The organism is Saccharopolyspora terrae, assembly GCF_004348435.1.
Classification (GTDB): domain Bacteria; phylum Actinomycetota; class Actinomycetes; order Mycobacteriales; family Pseudonocardiaceae; genus Saccharopolyspora; species Saccharopolyspora endophytica.
Genome location: NZ_SMKS01000005.1, coordinates 59,460 through 74,310 on the forward strand (window position 1 = coordinate 59,460; position 14,851 = coordinate 74,310).

Annotated in this window: 15 protein-coding genes; 4 read left to right on the forward strand and 11 right to left on the reverse strand. The window is 71.3% G+C overall.

What is annotated here, in order from left to right:
- Nucleotides 1-164 precede the first annotated feature (164 nt).
- On the forward strand, nucleotides 165-1,514 hold the full coding sequence (locus tag E1181_RS05270) for a sulfatase-like hydrolase/transferase (protein ID WP_165944519.1): 1,350 nt from the start codon (nucleotides 165-167) through the stop codon (nucleotides 1,512-1,514).
- Nucleotides 1,515-1,526: 12 nt separating this feature from the next.
- The gene (locus E1181_RS05275; protein ID WP_132672763.1) at nucleotides 1,527-1,913 is read left to right on the forward strand and encodes a YchJ family protein; all 387 of its coding nucleotides are present in this window, start codon (nucleotides 1,527-1,529) and stop codon (nucleotides 1,911-1,913) included.
- Between the two features lie 7 nt (nucleotides 1,914-1,920).
- Here E1181_RS05275 and E1181_RS05280 read toward each other — a convergent pair whose 3' ends face one another.
- Both E1181_RS05280 and E1181_RS05285 read right to left on the reverse strand, forming a co-directional pair.
- Nucleotides 1,921-2,700 (reverse strand): amino acid ABC transporter ATP-binding protein, encoded by a 780-nt coding sequence (locus E1181_RS05280; protein ID WP_132672764.1) that lies wholly within the window; start codon nucleotides 2,698-2,700, stop codon nucleotides 1,921-1,923.
- Nucleotides 2,697-4,175, reverse strand: coding sequence for an ABC transporter substrate-binding protein/permease (locus tag E1181_RS05285; RefSeq protein ID WP_132672765.1), 1,479 nt, complete (start codon nucleotides 4,173-4,175; stop codon nucleotides 2,697-2,699). Before E1181_RS05285 ends, E1181_RS05280 begins: the two co-directional genes overlap by 4 nt.
- A 152-nt stretch (nucleotides 4,176-4,327) precedes the next feature.
- On the opposite strand from E1181_RS05285, the gene E1181_RS05290 reads away from it, so the two are divergent.
- The gene (locus tag E1181_RS05290; RefSeq protein WP_132672766.1) at nucleotides 4,328-4,912 is read left to right on the forward strand and encodes a cysteine hydrolase; all 585 of its coding nucleotides are present in this window, start codon (nucleotides 4,328-4,330) and stop codon (nucleotides 4,910-4,912) included.
- On the opposite strand, the gene E1181_RS05295 is transcribed toward E1181_RS05290, so the two are convergent.
- The 5 genes from E1181_RS05295 to E1181_RS05315 all read right to left on the reverse strand — a co-directional run bounded on the left by E1181_RS05295 (nucleotide 4,913) and on the right by E1181_RS05315 (nucleotide 8,745).
- Entirely contained in the window at nucleotides 4,913-5,461 is a 549-nt protein-coding gene (locus tag E1181_RS05295) for a GNAT family N-acetyltransferase (protein WP_132672767.1), read from the reverse strand. It lies immediately after the preceding gene.
- Nucleotides 5,462-5,550: 89 nt separating this feature from the next.
- Nucleotides 5,551-6,030, reverse strand: a complete 480-nt coding sequence (locus E1181_RS05300) for a DUF4396 domain-containing protein (protein WP_132672768.1) — start codon at nucleotides 6,028-6,030, stop codon at nucleotides 5,551-5,553.
- Nucleotides 6,031-6,442: 412 nt separating this feature from the next.
- Nucleotides 6,443-7,216, reverse strand: coding sequence for an HpcH/HpaI aldolase family protein (locus tag E1181_RS05305; protein ID WP_132672769.1), 774 nt, complete (start codon nucleotides 7,214-7,216; stop codon nucleotides 6,443-6,445).
- Between the two features lie 92 nt (nucleotides 7,217-7,308).
- Nucleotides 7,309-7,554 (reverse strand): hypothetical protein, encoded by a 246-nt coding sequence (locus E1181_RS05310; RefSeq protein WP_132672770.1) that lies wholly within the window; start codon nucleotides 7,552-7,554, stop codon nucleotides 7,309-7,311.
- A 69-nt stretch (nucleotides 7,555-7,623) separates the two neighbouring features.
- Nucleotides 7,624-8,745 carry an amidohydrolase family protein gene (locus tag E1181_RS05315; protein WP_207922022.1) on the reverse strand — a complete coding sequence of 374 codons (1,122 nt, stop codon included), beginning with the start codon at nucleotides 8,743-8,745 and terminating at the stop codon, nucleotides 7,624-7,626.
- 139 nt (nucleotides 8,746-8,884) lie between these two features.
- Here E1181_RS05315 and E1181_RS05320 point away from each other — a divergent pair, with 139 nt between their 5' ends.
- Nucleotides 8,885-9,421 carry an EF-hand domain-containing protein gene (locus E1181_RS05320; RefSeq protein WP_132672771.1) on the forward strand — a complete coding sequence of 179 codons (537 nt, stop codon included), beginning with the start codon at nucleotides 8,885-8,887 and terminating at the stop codon, nucleotides 9,419-9,421.
- Here E1181_RS05320 and E1181_RS05325 read toward each other — a convergent pair.
- From E1181_RS05325 to E1181_RS05340, 4 genes are read right to left on the reverse strand one after another with little or no spacing between them, the layout of a single operon-like run.
- Nucleotides 9,385-11,004, reverse strand: coding sequence for a class I adenylate-forming enzyme family protein (locus tag E1181_RS05325; protein ID WP_132672772.1), 1,620 nt, complete (start codon nucleotides 11,002-11,004; stop codon nucleotides 9,385-9,387). The two genes, E1181_RS05320 and E1181_RS05325, sit on opposite strands and share 37 nt — an antisense overlap.
- Nucleotides 11,001-12,491, reverse strand: a complete 1,491-nt coding sequence (locus tag E1181_RS05330; protein WP_328590845.1) for a CoA transferase — start codon at nucleotides 12,489-12,491, stop codon at nucleotides 11,001-11,003. The genes E1181_RS05325 and E1181_RS05330 overlap by 4 nt, the downstream gene beginning before the upstream one ends.
- Nucleotides 12,488-13,267 (reverse strand): class I SAM-dependent methyltransferase, encoded by a 780-nt coding sequence (locus E1181_RS05335; RefSeq protein ID WP_132672884.1) that lies wholly within the window; start codon nucleotides 13,265-13,267, stop codon nucleotides 12,488-12,490. Before E1181_RS05335 ends, E1181_RS05330 begins: the two co-directional genes overlap by 4 nt.
- Nucleotides 13,264-14,847: a class I adenylate-forming enzyme family protein gene (locus tag E1181_RS05340; protein ID WP_328590846.1), complete on the reverse strand. Its 1,584-nt coding sequence runs from the start codon at nucleotides 14,845-14,847 to the stop codon at nucleotides 13,264-13,266. Before E1181_RS05340 ends, E1181_RS05335 begins: the two co-directional genes overlap by 4 nt.
- Between the last annotated feature and the right edge of the window lie 4 nt (nucleotides 14,848-14,851).

A 14,851-nucleotide genomic window follows, 5' to 3' on the forward strand; every position in this document is an offset into this window, starting at 1 on the left:
CCGTGACCACGGCCGATCCCTCGTCGAGTCGGGCAATCTTCTCACACCTGCTCCCCGCGCTGGGCCAGACGATCGGTTTTCGTGCGCTGACCGGGTGGCAAGAACGGGAAAACCGCCGTCTTCCAGGGAGAATCGAGACCGCGACCGCGTCAGGGGGTGCTGACATGTCCGGTGCGCTTTCGGGGTCACGACCGAACATCGTGCTCCTCGTTCTCGACGACCTGGGCTACGGCGATCTGAGCCGGTACGGCTCGCCGGTCGGCACGCCGCGCATGGACGCCGTCGGAGGCGCGGGGATGACCTTCCGGCAGGCCTACGCCGGGGCGCCGATCTGCACCCCGTCGCGCACCGCGCTGCTGACCGGCCGCTACGCGCAGCGCGTCGGTCTGCCGCAGGTGCTGTGGCCGGAGGAGGACCGCGGGCTGCCGGAGTTCGAGCACACGGTCGCCGAGGCCTTGCGGGCGGCCGGGTACGCCACCGGGGTCTTCGGCAAGTGGCACCTGGGCGATCCGCGGCTGACCGGCAACCCGTGGGACGCGCGGCCCCGGTTCCTGCCGTCCGCGCACGGTTTCGACCACTTCTGCGGGATCCCCTACAGCAACGACCAGGGGTGGGGCGACCAGCAGTGGCTGCCGCTGTACCGGGGCGATGCGGTGGCGGTGGACGACGTCAACACCGAGCAGGGGCAGGAGCGGCTGGCAGGCGAGTACACCGACGCCGCGATCGCGTTCATCCGGAGGAGCGTCGCGCGGCAACGGCCGTTCTTCGCCTACGTCCCGCACAGCTCCGTGCACCAGCCGTTCCACGTGCCCGAGGAGACCGGTGGTGCCGACGGCCGCTACCCCGACGTCCTCCGCGAGGCCGACCGGCAGGTGGGCAGGCTGCTCGACGAGCTGCGCGCGCTGGAGCTGGTGGAGTCCACGCTGGTCATCGTCACCAGCGACAACGGGCCGTGGTTCGAGGGCAGCACCGGCGGGTTGCGGGGCCGCAAGACCGATGCGTTCGAGGGCGGCCTCCGGGTGCCGTTCATGGTCAGCTGGCCCGGCCGGGTCCCGGTCGCCGAGAACCGGTACCCGATCTCGTTCGTGGACGTGCTGCCGACGCTGATCGACCTGGCCGGCGCTCCCCCGCCTCCGGCGGATCGGCCCATCGACGGCATCAGCATCGCTCCCGCGCTGGCGGGCGAGCCGATGCCGCGCGGTCGCACGCTGTACTTCTACGGCGACCTGGAGGAGGGCCCGACGGGCGAGGTCGTCCCGGAGGCGGTGTGGACCGTCGCCGCCGCGCGCCAGGACCGGTGGAAGCTGCTGTGGCCGGCGACGGTCTGGCCGGAGCTGGGCCGCGAGATGCTGGTCGACCTCGAGACCGATCCCGCCGAGTCCACCGACGTCGGCGCCGCCCACCCGCTGATCCGGGATTCGCTGGCCCAGCGCGCCCGCATCTTCAACGACGAGATCCTGCGCAACCGCGCCGCCGCGATCGAGCGCACCCGGCGGCATCAGGGAAGCGGATGAGAAACTTCCCAGGTGAGCGTGAAGAATCTGTGCCCCTGCGGACTCGGCGAGCCCTACGGCGAGTGCTGCGGACCGCTGCACGCCGGTGAGCGCGAAGCGGCCACGGCCGAGCAGCTGATGCGCTCGCGCTACTCGGCGTTCGCGGTCGGCGACGCCGACTACCTGCTGCGCACCTGGCACCCGAAGACGCGCCCGGCGGAGCTCGACCTCGACCCGTCGCAGCGCTGGCTGCGCCTGGAGATCCTGAGCCGCACCGGCGGCGGTCCCTTCGACTCCGAGGGAACCGTGGACTTCCGCGCCCTCTACCGCCTCGACGGTGCGACCGGGTCGCTCGCCGAGCACAGCCGCTTCACCCGCCGCGGCAAGGCCTGGCTCTACGTCGACGGCGACCACGACTGAGCGACGATCAGCCCGCGTCGAGGATCCTGCTGAGGAAGCGGCGGGTCCTGTCCTCCCGAGGATCGTCGATGACCTCGTCGCTGGTGCCCTTCTCGACGATCACTCCCTCGTCGAGGAAGAGCACCTGATCGGCGACCTGACGGGCGAAGCGGATCTCGTGCGTGACGATCACCGTGGTCCAGCCCTGCGAGGCGAGGTCCTTGATCACCGCCAGCACCTCGCCCACCAGCTCCGGGTCCAGCGCCGAGGTCGGCTCGTCGAACAGCACGACCTTCGGCCTCAGCGCGAGCGCCCGCGCGATGCCGACCCGCTGCTGCTGCCCGCCGGAGAGCTGGAACGGGTAGGTATCGCCCCGGTCGCCCAGACCGACCTGGTCGAGCAGCGCGCGGGCCTCGGCGACGACCTCCTCGCGCGGGCGGCGCTGCGCGACGACGGGGCCTTCGACCACGTTCTCCAGGACCGTGCGGTGCGGGAACAGGTTGTGGGCCTGGAACACCATCCCGCTCTGCCCGCGCAGCCGCTCGGTCTCCCGGCGTCCGGCCCTGCCGGTCGCGAGCCCGGCGAAGTCGACCTCGACGTCGTCGATGGCGACGACACCGCGTTCCGGGACCTCCAGGGCGTTGAGCGACCGCAGCAGCGTGGACTTGCCCGAGCCCGAGGCTCCCAGGACCACCGTCGAGGTCCCGGCCGGGGAGTCGAAGTCGATGCCGCGCAGGACGTGCCGGTCGCCGAAGGACTTCTCCAGCCCGCGGACGCGGATGCGGGGGGTGTGCTCGGTTTCGGTCATCGGGCCACGTACCTGTCCAGTCGCGTTTCCAGTCGTTTCTGCGCCGCCGACAGCGCCACGCAGATCACCCAGTAGTACAGCCCCGCGAACGCGTACAGCGCGAGGAACTCGTTGCTCTCCGCCGCCGCCAGCTGCGATTCGCGGAACAGCTCGGTCAGCAGCACCACCGAGCCCAGCGAGGTGTCCTTCAGCAGCGACAGCAGGGTGTTCGACAGCGGCGGGACGGCGGTGCGGGTGGCCTGCGGCAGGATGATCCGGCGGAGGGTCTGCGGGTAGTTCAGCCCGATCGTCGCGGCCGCCTCGAACTGACCCTTCGGCACCGCCAGGATCGCCGAGCGCACCACCTCGGCGGCGTAGCCGGCGACGTTGAGGCTGAAGGCGATGACCGCGGCGGTGAACGGCGGGAACTTCACGCCCAGCTGCGGCAGCCCGTAGAAGACGATGAACAGCTGGAGCAGCAGCGGCGTTCCCCGGATGATCGAGATGAACGCCCGGGCCAGCCCGGAGAGCACCCGGTAGGACGAGATCCGCGCGAGCGCGACGAGCAGCGCCAGCGCCAGTCCGATCGCGAAGCTCAGCGCCGTGAGCGGCAGCGTCACCTGCACCAGGCCGACGAACATCGGCCACGCTGTGTTGCGCACGACTTCCCAGGTGGACAGGTGATCGCGTCCCTGCGACAGGTCGGCGCTGCCGCCGTCGGGGACCGAGACGTCGGCCTTGAAGTACTTCTCGGAGATGCCGCGCAGCGTGCCGTCGGCCTTGAGCGAGCTGATCGCCCGGTTCGCCTCGTCGAGCCGCTCGCGGTCGTCCTTCCGGAAGGTGAGGACCTGCTCGCTGGTCTCCGCACCGGCCTTGCCCGCGACCTCGACGTCACTCGATCCGGTGCTCGCCTGGTAGTCGAGCACGGCGATGTTGTCGTTGACGATCGCGTCGACCCGGCCTTGGGTGAGCAGCGCAGCGGCCTGGGCGAATCCTTCGACGGATTCCACCCGGGCACCGGCGCCGCGGGCGATGTCCGCCCAGTTGCTGGTGGCCGATTCGGCGGTGACCTTGCCCCGGAGGTCGTCGAGGGTCTTGATGCTCTCGTCGCCGGTGCGCCGGACGATCACGCCGTGGGAGTAGGTGTAGGTGTCGGACAACCCGTACTTGGCCGCGCGTTCGGCGTTCTTGGAGACCTGGTTGGCCACGACGTCGATCCGGCCGGAGTCCAGCGCGGGGAACACCGCGTCCCACTGGGTTTCGACGAACTCCAGCCGCCAGCCCGCGCGCTCGGCGATCGCCTCCACGACCTCGATGTCGTAGCCGGTGAGCGCACCCGATCGGGGGTCGTGGAACGAGAAGGGCGGGTAGGTGCCCTCGGTTCCCACTCTGATCACGGGTGGCCCGGCGTCCTGCGCGACGGCGACACCGGCCTGCGCGGGGGCGACGATCATCAACGTCAGCAACAGCAGCGCGCACCTGAGCGCATGCCGCATCGGCCACTCCTCACCGTCCACAGTGCTCGGTCCGAGCACCGTGGACGGGAGCATACGACCACCACCGCGACACCGCCTCAAGATCCACTATGTGGGAGCCGGGATTCCGCACCCTCCCACCACCAGGCGGTTCCGTCGGGCACGATTCCGGCATGGCGAACGGTTCACACGCGATTCTGGCGCTGCACTGGCAGGTCAACGTGATCAAGCCTGAGGGGTTCTTCGGCGGCATGCTCGCCGATCCGGTGGCCCGCAGCGGCGTGGTCGAGCGCGCGGCGCGCTTCCACGCCGAGGCGGCCGCACCGGTGGTGTTCACCCGCTTCACCGTCCCGGAGGGCGAGGGGCTGCTGGTGCGCAACACCGAGTTCATGCGCGCGGTCGGTGAGGCCCAGGAGCTCTTCCGCCCCGACTCCCCCGGCGCGCAGCTGATCCCGGAGATGTCCGGCGCGCTGGACGTGGTCGACAACCAGAAGCTCTCCGGCCTCGCGGGCAACGACCTGGCCGACCGCTTGACCGCCCGGGGGATCGACACGCTGTTCATCACCGGCGTCGCCACGAACCTGACGGTCGAGCAGACCGCCCGCCACGCCACCGATCTGGGCTTCACCGCGCACGTGATCACCGATTGCACGACCGCGGCGGACCCGGCGGTGCACGAGGCGGCCGTGGCGAACCTGAACCTCACGACCGGCGGTTGCCTGAGCAGCGCCGAGGCCCTCGCGCGCCTCGGCGGATGATCACCTGGCCGGTCGGGGGCTGAAGTCCGCCGGGGTGAAGGTGAAGACCGTGTAGGCGCGGTCGTCGAGGGTGAACCGGGTGTGCTTGTTCATGCCGAAGGCCCGGTGCACCTTCAACCCGCGCTGGTTGGTGTTCTCGACGAACACCGCGGCGCTGGGGTACCGGTCGCCGAGCATGAGCGCCATGCCCGACAGCAGCATCCGCACGACGCCCTTGCCGCGGTACTTCGGCGCGACCACCACCGGGCCGCAGTGCAGGACGGGAGCGTCGAGGTTCTTGGTCAGCACCGCGGTCCGCTGCGCCGGCCCGGGCAGCGCGCTGTCGCCTTCGGCGGTCAGCAGGACCCCGGCGAGCTTGTCCTTGTCCTCCACCAGGAACGTGCCGGGACCACCGGTGAACGCCTCCAGCGCCTCCTCGTCCCACTCACCCGGGACGAACCCCTGCTCCCCGCGCTTGTCCTCGGGTACCGCGCTCTCCTGCGCGGACTGGAGCAGTTCGAGGATCGCGGGCCGGTCCTCCTTGGTGGCGAGACGAACAGACATCGGCATGACCCGAGCCTAACCGGGCCTGTCACCAGCGGCGTTGACCGGCTCGGGTTGACGCGGGGCCGAACGCGGAGCACCACCTCCACAACTCCCTAGTGGTACTGGTGCGCTACTGCGTGGCCCTTGCCTCGGCTGATCAGAACTCGGTTGACCGGGACGGTGAGGACGAAGGCGATGGCCAGGGCAGCGGCCAGCGAGAGCCAGAACAGCCAGCTGGTCAGTCCCGCGTCCATCGCTCCCGGGATGAGCACCATGAACAGGTTGTCGACGATCTCCATGACGGTGATCGACAGCGTGTCGGCGGCGAAGGCGACGCCGATGGCCGCGCCGAGACCGACGCCCGCGCGCAGCACGGGGACGATCGTTAGGCTGTAGCCGAACAGGAACGCCAGCGCGATCGCGAGCACGATGGTGGCCAGGTTCCCCCAGCCCAGCGCGGTTCCGATGACCATGCCGAGGACTTCACCGATGGCGCAGCCGGTCAGGCAGTGCGCCGTGGCGCTGATCGCCGATCGGGTCAGCGCGCGACCGTCCTGCTGCTCAACACCGGCGTGGTGGTGCTCGTGGTCCATGATGCCCTCCCCGCAACGGTCCACCGTCGTCCTGAAATCGAACATACCCCTAGGGGGTAGGGGTGTCAACGATCGACATCGACGCCCGGACGAGTACTCTGACCTGCGATTTCAGGACCCGAAAAAATCTGTTGCCGGTGGAACGGGACGCGGCATAGCCTGCGGGCACACAGGAAAGGAGGTGGTCCGACGTTGAATACCAACAGGACTTGTGAGGTGGCTGTCCGCTAGGACCGCCCACGGCACAACAGCCGACCCGACGTGCGCGAATCCCGAAATCCTGTGGATCCCGACGCGGGAGAGCGGTCGGCGAATACCAGGCAGCTACCCGGCCCCGGAGCCCCGAACTGAGTCCGGTTCGGCCTTCTCACCGAGGAGGAAACGGCTCCGGGGCTGCTGCTTGCTCAGGGCCTCAGCGCTGGGCCGATCCCTTGACCGCGCGCAGGTGACCGGCTGCGGCGGCCTCCAGGTGCACCAGGTCGCAGGAGATGCTGGCGAAGGTGTAACCCTGGGCGAGTCGCAGTCCGGCCCCGTCGCCGTCGGAGACGTGGAACCCGGCGGCGATGCCCGCCTCCGCCGCCGCGCTCTGGATCTTCTCGACCGCGGCCTCGAACTCCTCGGCCACGTCGGGATCTCCCGGGTAGGCGCCGCCGACGGCCAGGCACAGGTCGGCCGGGCCGACGTAGACGCCGTCGAGCCCCGGGGTCGCGCAGATCTCGCGAACGTTGGCCAGGCCCTGCGCGGTCTCGATCATCGCGATCACCACCGTCGACTCGTCCGCTTCGATCGGCCGAGGGCCGACCCGCAGGCCCGACCGCATCGGACCGTAGGAGCGGCGCCCGCGCGGCGGGTAGCGGGTGGCCTCGACCGCCGCGGCCGCGTCCTCGGGCGTGTCGACCAGCGGGACGATGACTCCGGCGGCTCCCGCGTCCAGGGCGTGGCCGATCCCGCTGGGCTCGTTCGCCGCGACGCGGACCAGGCCTTTCGCACCGCCGGCGGCATCGATGGCCAGCAACGCGTTGATCATCCCGGAATGGCCGATGAGCCCGTGCTGGACGTCGACGACCAGGTAGTCGTAGCCCACCCGCGCGATCCGCTCGGTGGCCGCCGGGGCGTCCAGCGCGATCCAGTACCCGACGAGCTCCTCACGAGCGCGCAGTTCGCGCGCGAATTCGGCTGCGGACACGGTGTTTCCTCCCGGCGTGGCGATCGGGTCCTCTCACGTCGTTCCTACCGACCCGCACACCGCGTTCCAACAGCCCGCGCCGGGGCGCCGGCTCACAGGCCGAACAACGACACGACCGAGACCAACGCCAGACCCACTACAGCGAGTGCACCGGAGGTCACCGCGAGACGCTGCGCGACGACCTTGCGGCCGACCATCGCGGCGGCCGTTCCGACCATCAGCGCGAGCGGGATCAGCACAGCGCACAGCAGGTCAAGAGGCGCCATCGCCTGATCCCTCCCCGTAACGACGTCGTCAACTCCGGTGGGCGGCACCAACGTAACGATCAGGAGCGCCACCGTCCACACCTCACGGTGGGTGATATCGGGCACTTGGCTCGAACCCGCCACCGCCCCACCGGGTCGTCGTCACGAGCGCGAGTCGCGCAGGCCGTAGACGCGCTCGGCGTTGTCGCGGCCGATCATGCGGGCCACCCGGAGCGCGTCGTCGAAGTTCCAGTCGCCGGACTCGACGTGGTGGGCCAGCGCCCGGCTCATCCCCCTGCGCCAGAGCCTGGCACCGAGGTGGTGCAGCTCCGGCAGGCCCCAGGCGTCGGAGGAGTAGAGGACCTTGGCGAACGGGGCGAGTTCCAGGGATTCGGCGATCACCGCCTCCGAACGCGCTCCGGTGTGGTTGATCGCCAGCCCGACGTCGAAGTGGACGTGCGGGAAGACCTGGGCCAGGTAGGCGGCGTTGCGGTGGAACGGGTAGCAGTGCAGGAGCAGCAGGTCCACGCCGTGCGGCTCGACGTTCTTGATGAACCGGGTCAGCAGCAGCGGATCGCAGCGGTGCAGTTCCAGGTCGGGGTCGCCGTAGGCGGTGTGCAGCTGGATCGGCAGTCCGCGCTCCACGCCCGCCCACAGCGCGAACCGCAGCAGCACCGGATCGCTCACCCGCGTGGCGCCCTGCCGGAGCCACGCGCCGGCCGCCCGGACGACCTCGGCCTCGCCGGGCGGCTCCGGGTCGAAGTCGAAGCCGTACCGGTAGGCGATGATGCTCTTCAAGCCCACCGCCGACCGGCTCGCCAGCGCCTCGCGAAACCGCGACGGCAGCTCCGCCGCCGAGACCCCGGATCCGGCGACCTCCTCCAGCACCGCTTCCAGGCGGACGACCTCGTGGACCGGTCTTCCCGACAGCCCGGCGAACTCCGCCACGCCGAGACCGCTGTCCAGCCCGGTTTCGAGCAGCACGCACCCGACCCCGGAGGCGTCGAGCAGCCGCCGGGTCACCTCGTCCCAGCCCAGCGATCCCCTGACCGCCAGGTACTCCTCGGGCGAGGCGTGCGGCGCCAGCCCCAGCACGGGAGCGCACCACCGGCGCACGGCGAACCCGAGCGGCGAGTCGAACTGCGTCATCCACGGCGGAACGGCGCGGTCGGACTCGGTGAGCAGACCCTCGAACTCCGCCCGCCCGGGATCAGCGGGCAGCACCCCGTGCGCGTGGTGATCCACCAGCGCGATCCCCTCGATCTCCGCGGCCAACGACTCCACGAGCACCACCACCTCTCGAAACCGCGCCCGAATGTACCCAGTTCCCGCAGACGTGGCGCGCGATCCGGCGAGATGATCTGAATCGGGCTATTGTCGTGTTGTTCCAGGGGAATTCACGGTCGATTGTGGACGGTGTCGAGTGGATCGGTGTGTTGCGCAGAGCCGGATCAAGACCCGGTTCGCCCGTTGGGACCTCGCCGGCAACGGCGAGCTGACCCGGCAGGACGTCGAGCGCGAGGCCGAGCGGATCGCCGGCGCCTTCGGCCTCGACCCGGCCGACCCGGCGGCCTCGCGCCTTCGCGCTTCCCTCGGCGCGCTCTTCGACCTCTGCGCCGATCAGGCCGGGGTCTCCCGCGACGGGACGATCACCGAAGCGCAGTTCTCCACCCTCTCCGAAGACCTGATCTTCGAGCAGGGCGAAGCCGCGTTCAACCGCGCGCTGCGCCCCGTCATCGGCGGCGTCGTCGGCGTGTGCGACCGCGACGGGGACGGCAGGGTCGACCGAACCGAGTTCACCCGGTGGCTGGTCATCCTCGGCCTCGACGAGGAGCGGGCCGGGGAGGCCTTCGAGCGCATCGACGTCGGCGGCCGCGGAACGCTGTGCCTCGACGAACTGCTCTCAGCGATCCGCGAATACCACTACGGCAGGCTGGACGTGGAGCTCATCGCGGGCTGATCCGCGGCGAAGCGCTCGGCGGCGATCGCGGTGACCGTGCGCCGGCAGACCTTGCCGGTCGGCGCCAGCGGCAGTTCCGGCAACCGGAGCAGGAACTCCGGGAGCTTGCGACGCTCCAGCCCGCGTTCCCCCTCCAGGAACGCGGTGACCTCGTCCAACGTCAGGTCCTCGGTCCCGGCGGCCTGGCTGATGCACGCGCACAGCCGCTGCCCCAGCTCGTCGTCCGGGACCGGCACGCAGGCCACGTCCACCACGCCGGGATGCGCGCCGATCTCCCGCTCCACCTCGGCCGGGCTGATCTGGAAACCACCGCGCAGCACGGTGTTGTCCATCCTGCCGAGCACGTGCAGCCTCCCGAGCTCGTCCAGCACGCCCCGGTCACCGCTGCGCACCCACCCGCCGCGCGTGCGGTGGCGCTCGTCGAGCTCGGTGGCGGCGACGTAGCTCAGCGGCGTCATCGGTCCGCGCGCCCAGATCTCCCCCGCCTCGCCGGGTCCGGCGTCGCGCCCGACCTCGTCGACGATGCGGATCTCGGCGACCTCCGGGTCGGGTGAGCCGGTTCCCGTCCCCTCGCCCGTGCCGGTGAGCGCGGTGTGGCAGTTGATGCCGTCGGACGACCCGTAGACGGTGATGACCCGCGCGGCGAACCGGCGGGTGCACGCACGGGCGGTGACGTCCGACAGCGGCGCACCGCTGGAGACCACCGCCCGCAGGCTCGACAGGTCCTCGTCCGCTTCGGCGGGGTGCTCGGTGAGCCTGCGCAGCATCGTGGGCACGCCGAACAGGTGGGTCGGCCGGTGCCGGGTGACCGCGCGGAGCGTCTCGCCCGCGTCGAAGCGGTCCTGCAGGACGACGGTGGCGCCGAGCGCGGCGATGCTCACGTGGGTGACGAGCGAACCGTAGGAGGACGCGAGCTTCATCAGCGCCAGGGCCCGCATCGGCTCGTCTCCGCCACTCAACGCCCGCACGTAGTTGGCCCGGCCGCCCGCCATCGCGTTGTGCGAGTAGGCGATCATCTTCGGGTCGGACTGCGAGCCGGAGGTGACCAGGATGCGCACCGGTGCTTCGGGGTCGAGTTCCGGCGGGTGCCAGTCGGCGCCGCTGTCGAGGTCGTCGAAGACGTGCGCCGCGCGCAGCGTCGGCAGCCCGGCGGCGACCTCGGCGTCAGCGGGATCGCTGAAAATGCCTGCTGCTGCTCGGGATCGACCCAGCAGGCTGATCGTGTCCTTGGTTCCGCTCCCTCCGGGGTAGGCCAGCACGACGGCTCCGATGGCGGCCACCGCGAGTTCCGCGACCACCATGCGCCACCCGTTGGGCAACCGGATCCCGATGATGTCGCCCTGGCCGAATCCGTCGGCGCTCAGGGCGGCGGCCACGCGCCGCACCGCCTGGTCGAGGTCCTGGTAGGTCAGCGTCACCTCGCCGTCGATGACGGCTTCGCGTCCCGGGTGCGACCGGACCCGGTCGGTGAACAGGTCGTAGATCGGCCGATCCGGGCACAGTCCCTGCTCGACCCAGTGCGCGCGCAGTTCGGCGGGCACCAGGTCGCGGATCTCGATCCCGTTGCGCGACGTCCAGCTCATGCGAACTCCCAAGGAGGTTGCGGTGACACGTGCGTGGTGTGGTTCAGGGCGCGCTTGAACCGCGGGTCGGCGGCGAGTTCCCGCAGGTCGGTGCACACCGGTGTGCCATCGAGCAGCACCATCCGACCGTCCCGCTCCAGCAGCCGCGCGGGACCTGCCGGGCTCCGCGGGATCACCCCCGCAGCCGAGTAGAGCGAGCTGTCCACGCGGGCGCCGAGCCCGGTGCGCTCGCGGCGCAGCAGCGCGGCCAGGACGCCTGCCGCGCAGACCAGTCCGCCCATGATGTCGGTGAGCGTCATCAGCGACGGCGCGCGGTCGGGTTCGGTGGCCGCCAGGCCGCTGTGGGCCTGCACGAGGAAATCGGTGCCCAGCGGCGGGTCCGGCCAGGGCAGCGGCGTCCACCCCGACGACCACGCGTGGACCAGACCGGGCCTGACGCGGGCGAGTTCGTCGGCGTCGAGGCCGTCGCGTTCGGCACGACCGGGCGCCCAGTTGTGCACGAAGGCGTCCGCCCCGGCCACGAGTTCGCGCAGTTCCTCCCGCCCGGCAGCGGTTCTCAGGTCGATCTCGGTGACGCGCTTGCCGTCGTTGAACACCCGGAACCGGGCCGAGCTGTCCCCCGAGATCGGCGGGATGCCGCGCATCGGGTCGCCACCCGGCGGCTCGACGCGGATCACCTCGGCGCCGAGCATCCGCAGCACGTGCCCGGCCATCGGGCCCTGGATCCGGCGCGTCGATTCGACGACGACGATCCCGTCCAGCGGTTCACCTCCCGTCCAGGGACGAGCCCTCGACGATCCCGGCAGGTCCCGGAACGTGCAGGCGGGAACCCTCGTCGGCTGGCCCGGCTCGTCGCGGACCGGCAGGACGCTCACCCCCGCCTGCCCGGCGGCCTTCAGCAGGTCCCGGAACGGGAACCGGCGCGTGCGGGACATCAGCGATTCCGGGAGCGCGCAGGACGCGGTGGCGAAGCGCTGCTGGAACGGCCACCAGCCGGCGGCCACGTCGGCGGGCTCGGCACCGAGGTGGCTCCAGAACTGCTGCCAGCCTTCGGCTTTCAACGCTTCGAGCTCGAACCGGATGCCGTCCTGCGACCGGAACGGCGGGCGCGGACCGCATTCCCACCGCTCGTCCCAGTCGTCGTCGGTGGTGGCCACCGCGAGGTACTGGCCGACCGCCAGCAGAGCCGCCTGCGCGACCGAGGTGCGCACCGCCTCGACCCGGGCGCCGCGCACCCGCGCCAGCTCGGCCGCCAGCATGCCGTGGACGGCCAGGACTCCGGCCACGGCCGAGGCGTAGTCGACGCCGAGTCGCCTCAGACCCCCGGACGCTCGACCGTGGACGTGCATGATCCCGCAGGCCGCCTGCACGGCGGATTCGTCGCGCAACGCCATCTCCACCGGCCCGGGCCAGTCGATGTCGCACCAGACGGCGGGAAATTCGCCGAGCTCGCGCAGCAGCCCGGCCGCCACCCGCTCGGCGATCACGACGGCTTCCTGCCCTGCACCGAGTACAGAACGCTCGACGACGCCCGGAAACCCGGATCGCGCATGACCTCGCGCACCCGGATCAGCTCCGCCTCGGTCATCCCCGCTGCCAGCAAACCTTCCCGCAGGTGGAAGGTGTGGTTGTACTGCAGCGCGAGCTCGGGCGAGCCCGCGTGGCGGGAACCGATGTGCGGGCGCGGGTCGACGTCGACCAACCCGGCTGAGCGCATCGCGAGGGGCGCCTTGCGGCCCCACTCCGGGTCGCCTCCCCGGGAGCGCATGTGATCGGTCTTCGCCGCGAGGAACTTCTCGTAGACGGCGGCGTCGGTGGCGATCAGGACGGGCTCGTAACCGGTGTCCAGCTCGTCGATCTGCAACCACCCGCCCGGCTTCAGCGCCGTGATCAGCTTGCGCAGCACGGCGTTCCGCTGCGGGAAGTGCTGCAGGACCATGCGGGCCACGATCAGGTCGAAGCGCTCGGCGGGAAGCGGATCGGTGGCGATGTCGTGCTCCACGACCGTCAGGTTCGGGTGCGGTTCGACGTCGCCGGGGGCGATGTCGCCGGCCAGCACGCTGCCGGTGGGGGCGACCCGCTCCGCCAGCCAGCGGGCGACGCTGCCGTGCCCGGTGCCCACTTCGAGGCAGCGCCAGCCGTCGGTGACACCGGTGGCGGCCAGTCGCCCGGTGGTGATGTGGTCGTAGGACGCGGCGAGGCAGCGGTGCTGCTCGGCGTAGTGCGGGCCGTCGTTGGTGAAGACGTAGGCCTGGGATGTCATGTCCACCGTCCCGTTCCGTAGGTCTCGGCGCTTCCGGTGAGCCGGTCCAGCAGTTCGAGCCTGCGCACCTTGCCGGTGCCGGTTCGCGGCACGTCCTCCCACCTCAGGACGACGGGTGCGGACATGGCGGGCAGGCCGTGGCAGGCGTGGCGCCAGGTGTGCTCGGACAGCTCGCCGTCGCTGGTGATCACGACCAGCAGCGGAGGCTCGTCCGCGCGGGCCAGCAGCACGCATTCGATCGCGCGCGGGATGCGTTCTTCCAGGGTGTCCTCGGTGGCCACGCAGCTCCCCTCGGCGGCGCAGTCGACCTCGCGGTCCACCAGGTGCACGCTGCCGTCCCTGGTGCGGATGCCGAGATCGCCTGTGTTCCACCAGGTTCCGACCTTCTTGGCGGCGAACCGCTCCGATTCGCCGAGGTAGTCCAGGCACAGCGCGCGGGTCCGAGCCAGCAGCAGCCCCGTTTCGCCGGGCCGCACCGGCTGGAAGGTGCCGGGATCCACCAGCTTCAGGCGCGTCTTCAACGGGATCGGCCGGCCCACGCGGTGCGTGGTGGAGCGCCGCCGCTGCACCGAGCCGCGGTGGTGGATCCGGAACGTCAGCGGCCCGGTCTCGGTCTGGCCGAACCCGTCGAGCCACAGCGGGTGCTTCCGGCAGCTGGCCTTGAGGAACGCTCGCACGGTGGGCGGGTGCACCGCGTCGTAGGTGCTGATGAACAGCCGGGTGCGGCGGAACGGGTTGGCCAGCCGCGCGGTCAGCGGCTTGAGCCGCACGAACGAAGCGGGCAGCCCCTCCACGACCGTCGGCGGGTGCTGCCGGAGCACCGGGTCGACCTGATCGGGGTCCTGACCGGTCAGGACGACAATCTCGCGCGGCGCGGTGCTCACGGCCACGGCCGTCCAGCAGAACGTCCGCCCGTGGGCGTAGGAGCTGGCGGTGGCCAGCACGTCGTCCTTGCGGATGCCCACGACCGGCGTCGGGAGCGCCTCGAAGCGGGCGAGGTTGGCGATGATCGACCGGGTCGAGTGCACCACGAGCTTGGGCACCCCGGTGGTGCCGGAGGTGTGGGTGATGACCAGCGGTTCGTCGTCCCCGCGCCGGTGCGGCTGCGGAACGCCGCTCCCCCGCAGCTCGTCGAGGTGGACCGCGCCCGGGGCCGGTCCCGTGCTCACGGTCGTGCGCGCGAACGAGGCCAGGTCCACGCCCTCCTCCGCGGCCCGCTCGATCAGTCCGGGCGAGGTCACCAGGACGTCCGGTTCCAGCCGCTTCAGCAGCGCTGAGGCCGTCTCGGCGGGAAGCCGGCCGGACAGCTTCGCGGGCACCGCACCGGCGCGGACGGCGGCGCAGGCGAGCAGGTCGACGTCCCAGTGGTCGTCCTTGAGGATCGCCACCCGGCTCCCGGGCCGCGCGCCCGCCTCCCACCACCAGCCGGAGGCCGCCCGCACGAGTTCGGCGAGCGCGGGCACGTCGTGGTCGGTGCCTGCGCCGGGCGCGATGTCGAACGGCCGGTCCAGGTGCACCGTGGTGGCGTGACCTCGCGAGGCGGCTCGGTCGAAGAGCGCACCCATGTCGTGTGGACGCAACGCG

Bases quoted from the DNA above. Each gene is read 5' to 3' on its own strand.
- E1181_RS05270 (WP_165944519.1), top strand. From the start codon at position 165: ATGTCCGGTGCGCTTTCGGGGTCACGACCGAACATCGTGCTCCTCGTT.
- E1181_RS05280 (WP_132672764.1), bottom strand. From the start codon at position 2,700: ATGACCGAAACCGAGCACACCCCCCGCATCCGCGTCCGCGGGCTGGAG.
- E1181_RS05285 (WP_132672765.1), bottom strand. From the start codon at position 4,175: ATGCGGCATGCGCTCAGGTGCGCGCTGCTGTTGCTGACGTTGATGATC.
- E1181_RS05290 (WP_132672766.1), top strand. From the start codon at position 4,328: ATGGCGAACGGTTCACACGCGATTCTGGCGCTGCACTGGCAGGTCAAC.
- E1181_RS05295 (WP_132672767.1), bottom strand. From the start codon at position 5,461: ATGCCGATGTCTGTTCGTCTCGCCACCAAGGAGGACCGGCCCGCGATC.
- E1181_RS05300 (WP_132672768.1), bottom strand. From the start codon at position 6,030: ATGGACCACGAGCACCACCACGCCGGTGTTGAGCAGCAGGACGGTCGC.
- E1181_RS05325 (WP_132672772.1), bottom strand. From the start codon at position 11,004: ATGAGCTGGACGTCGCGCAACGGGATCGAGATCCGCGACCTGGTGCCC.
- E1181_RS05335 (WP_132672884.1), bottom strand. From the start codon at position 13,267: ATGACATCCCAGGCCTACGTCTTCACCAACGACGGCCCGCACTACGCC.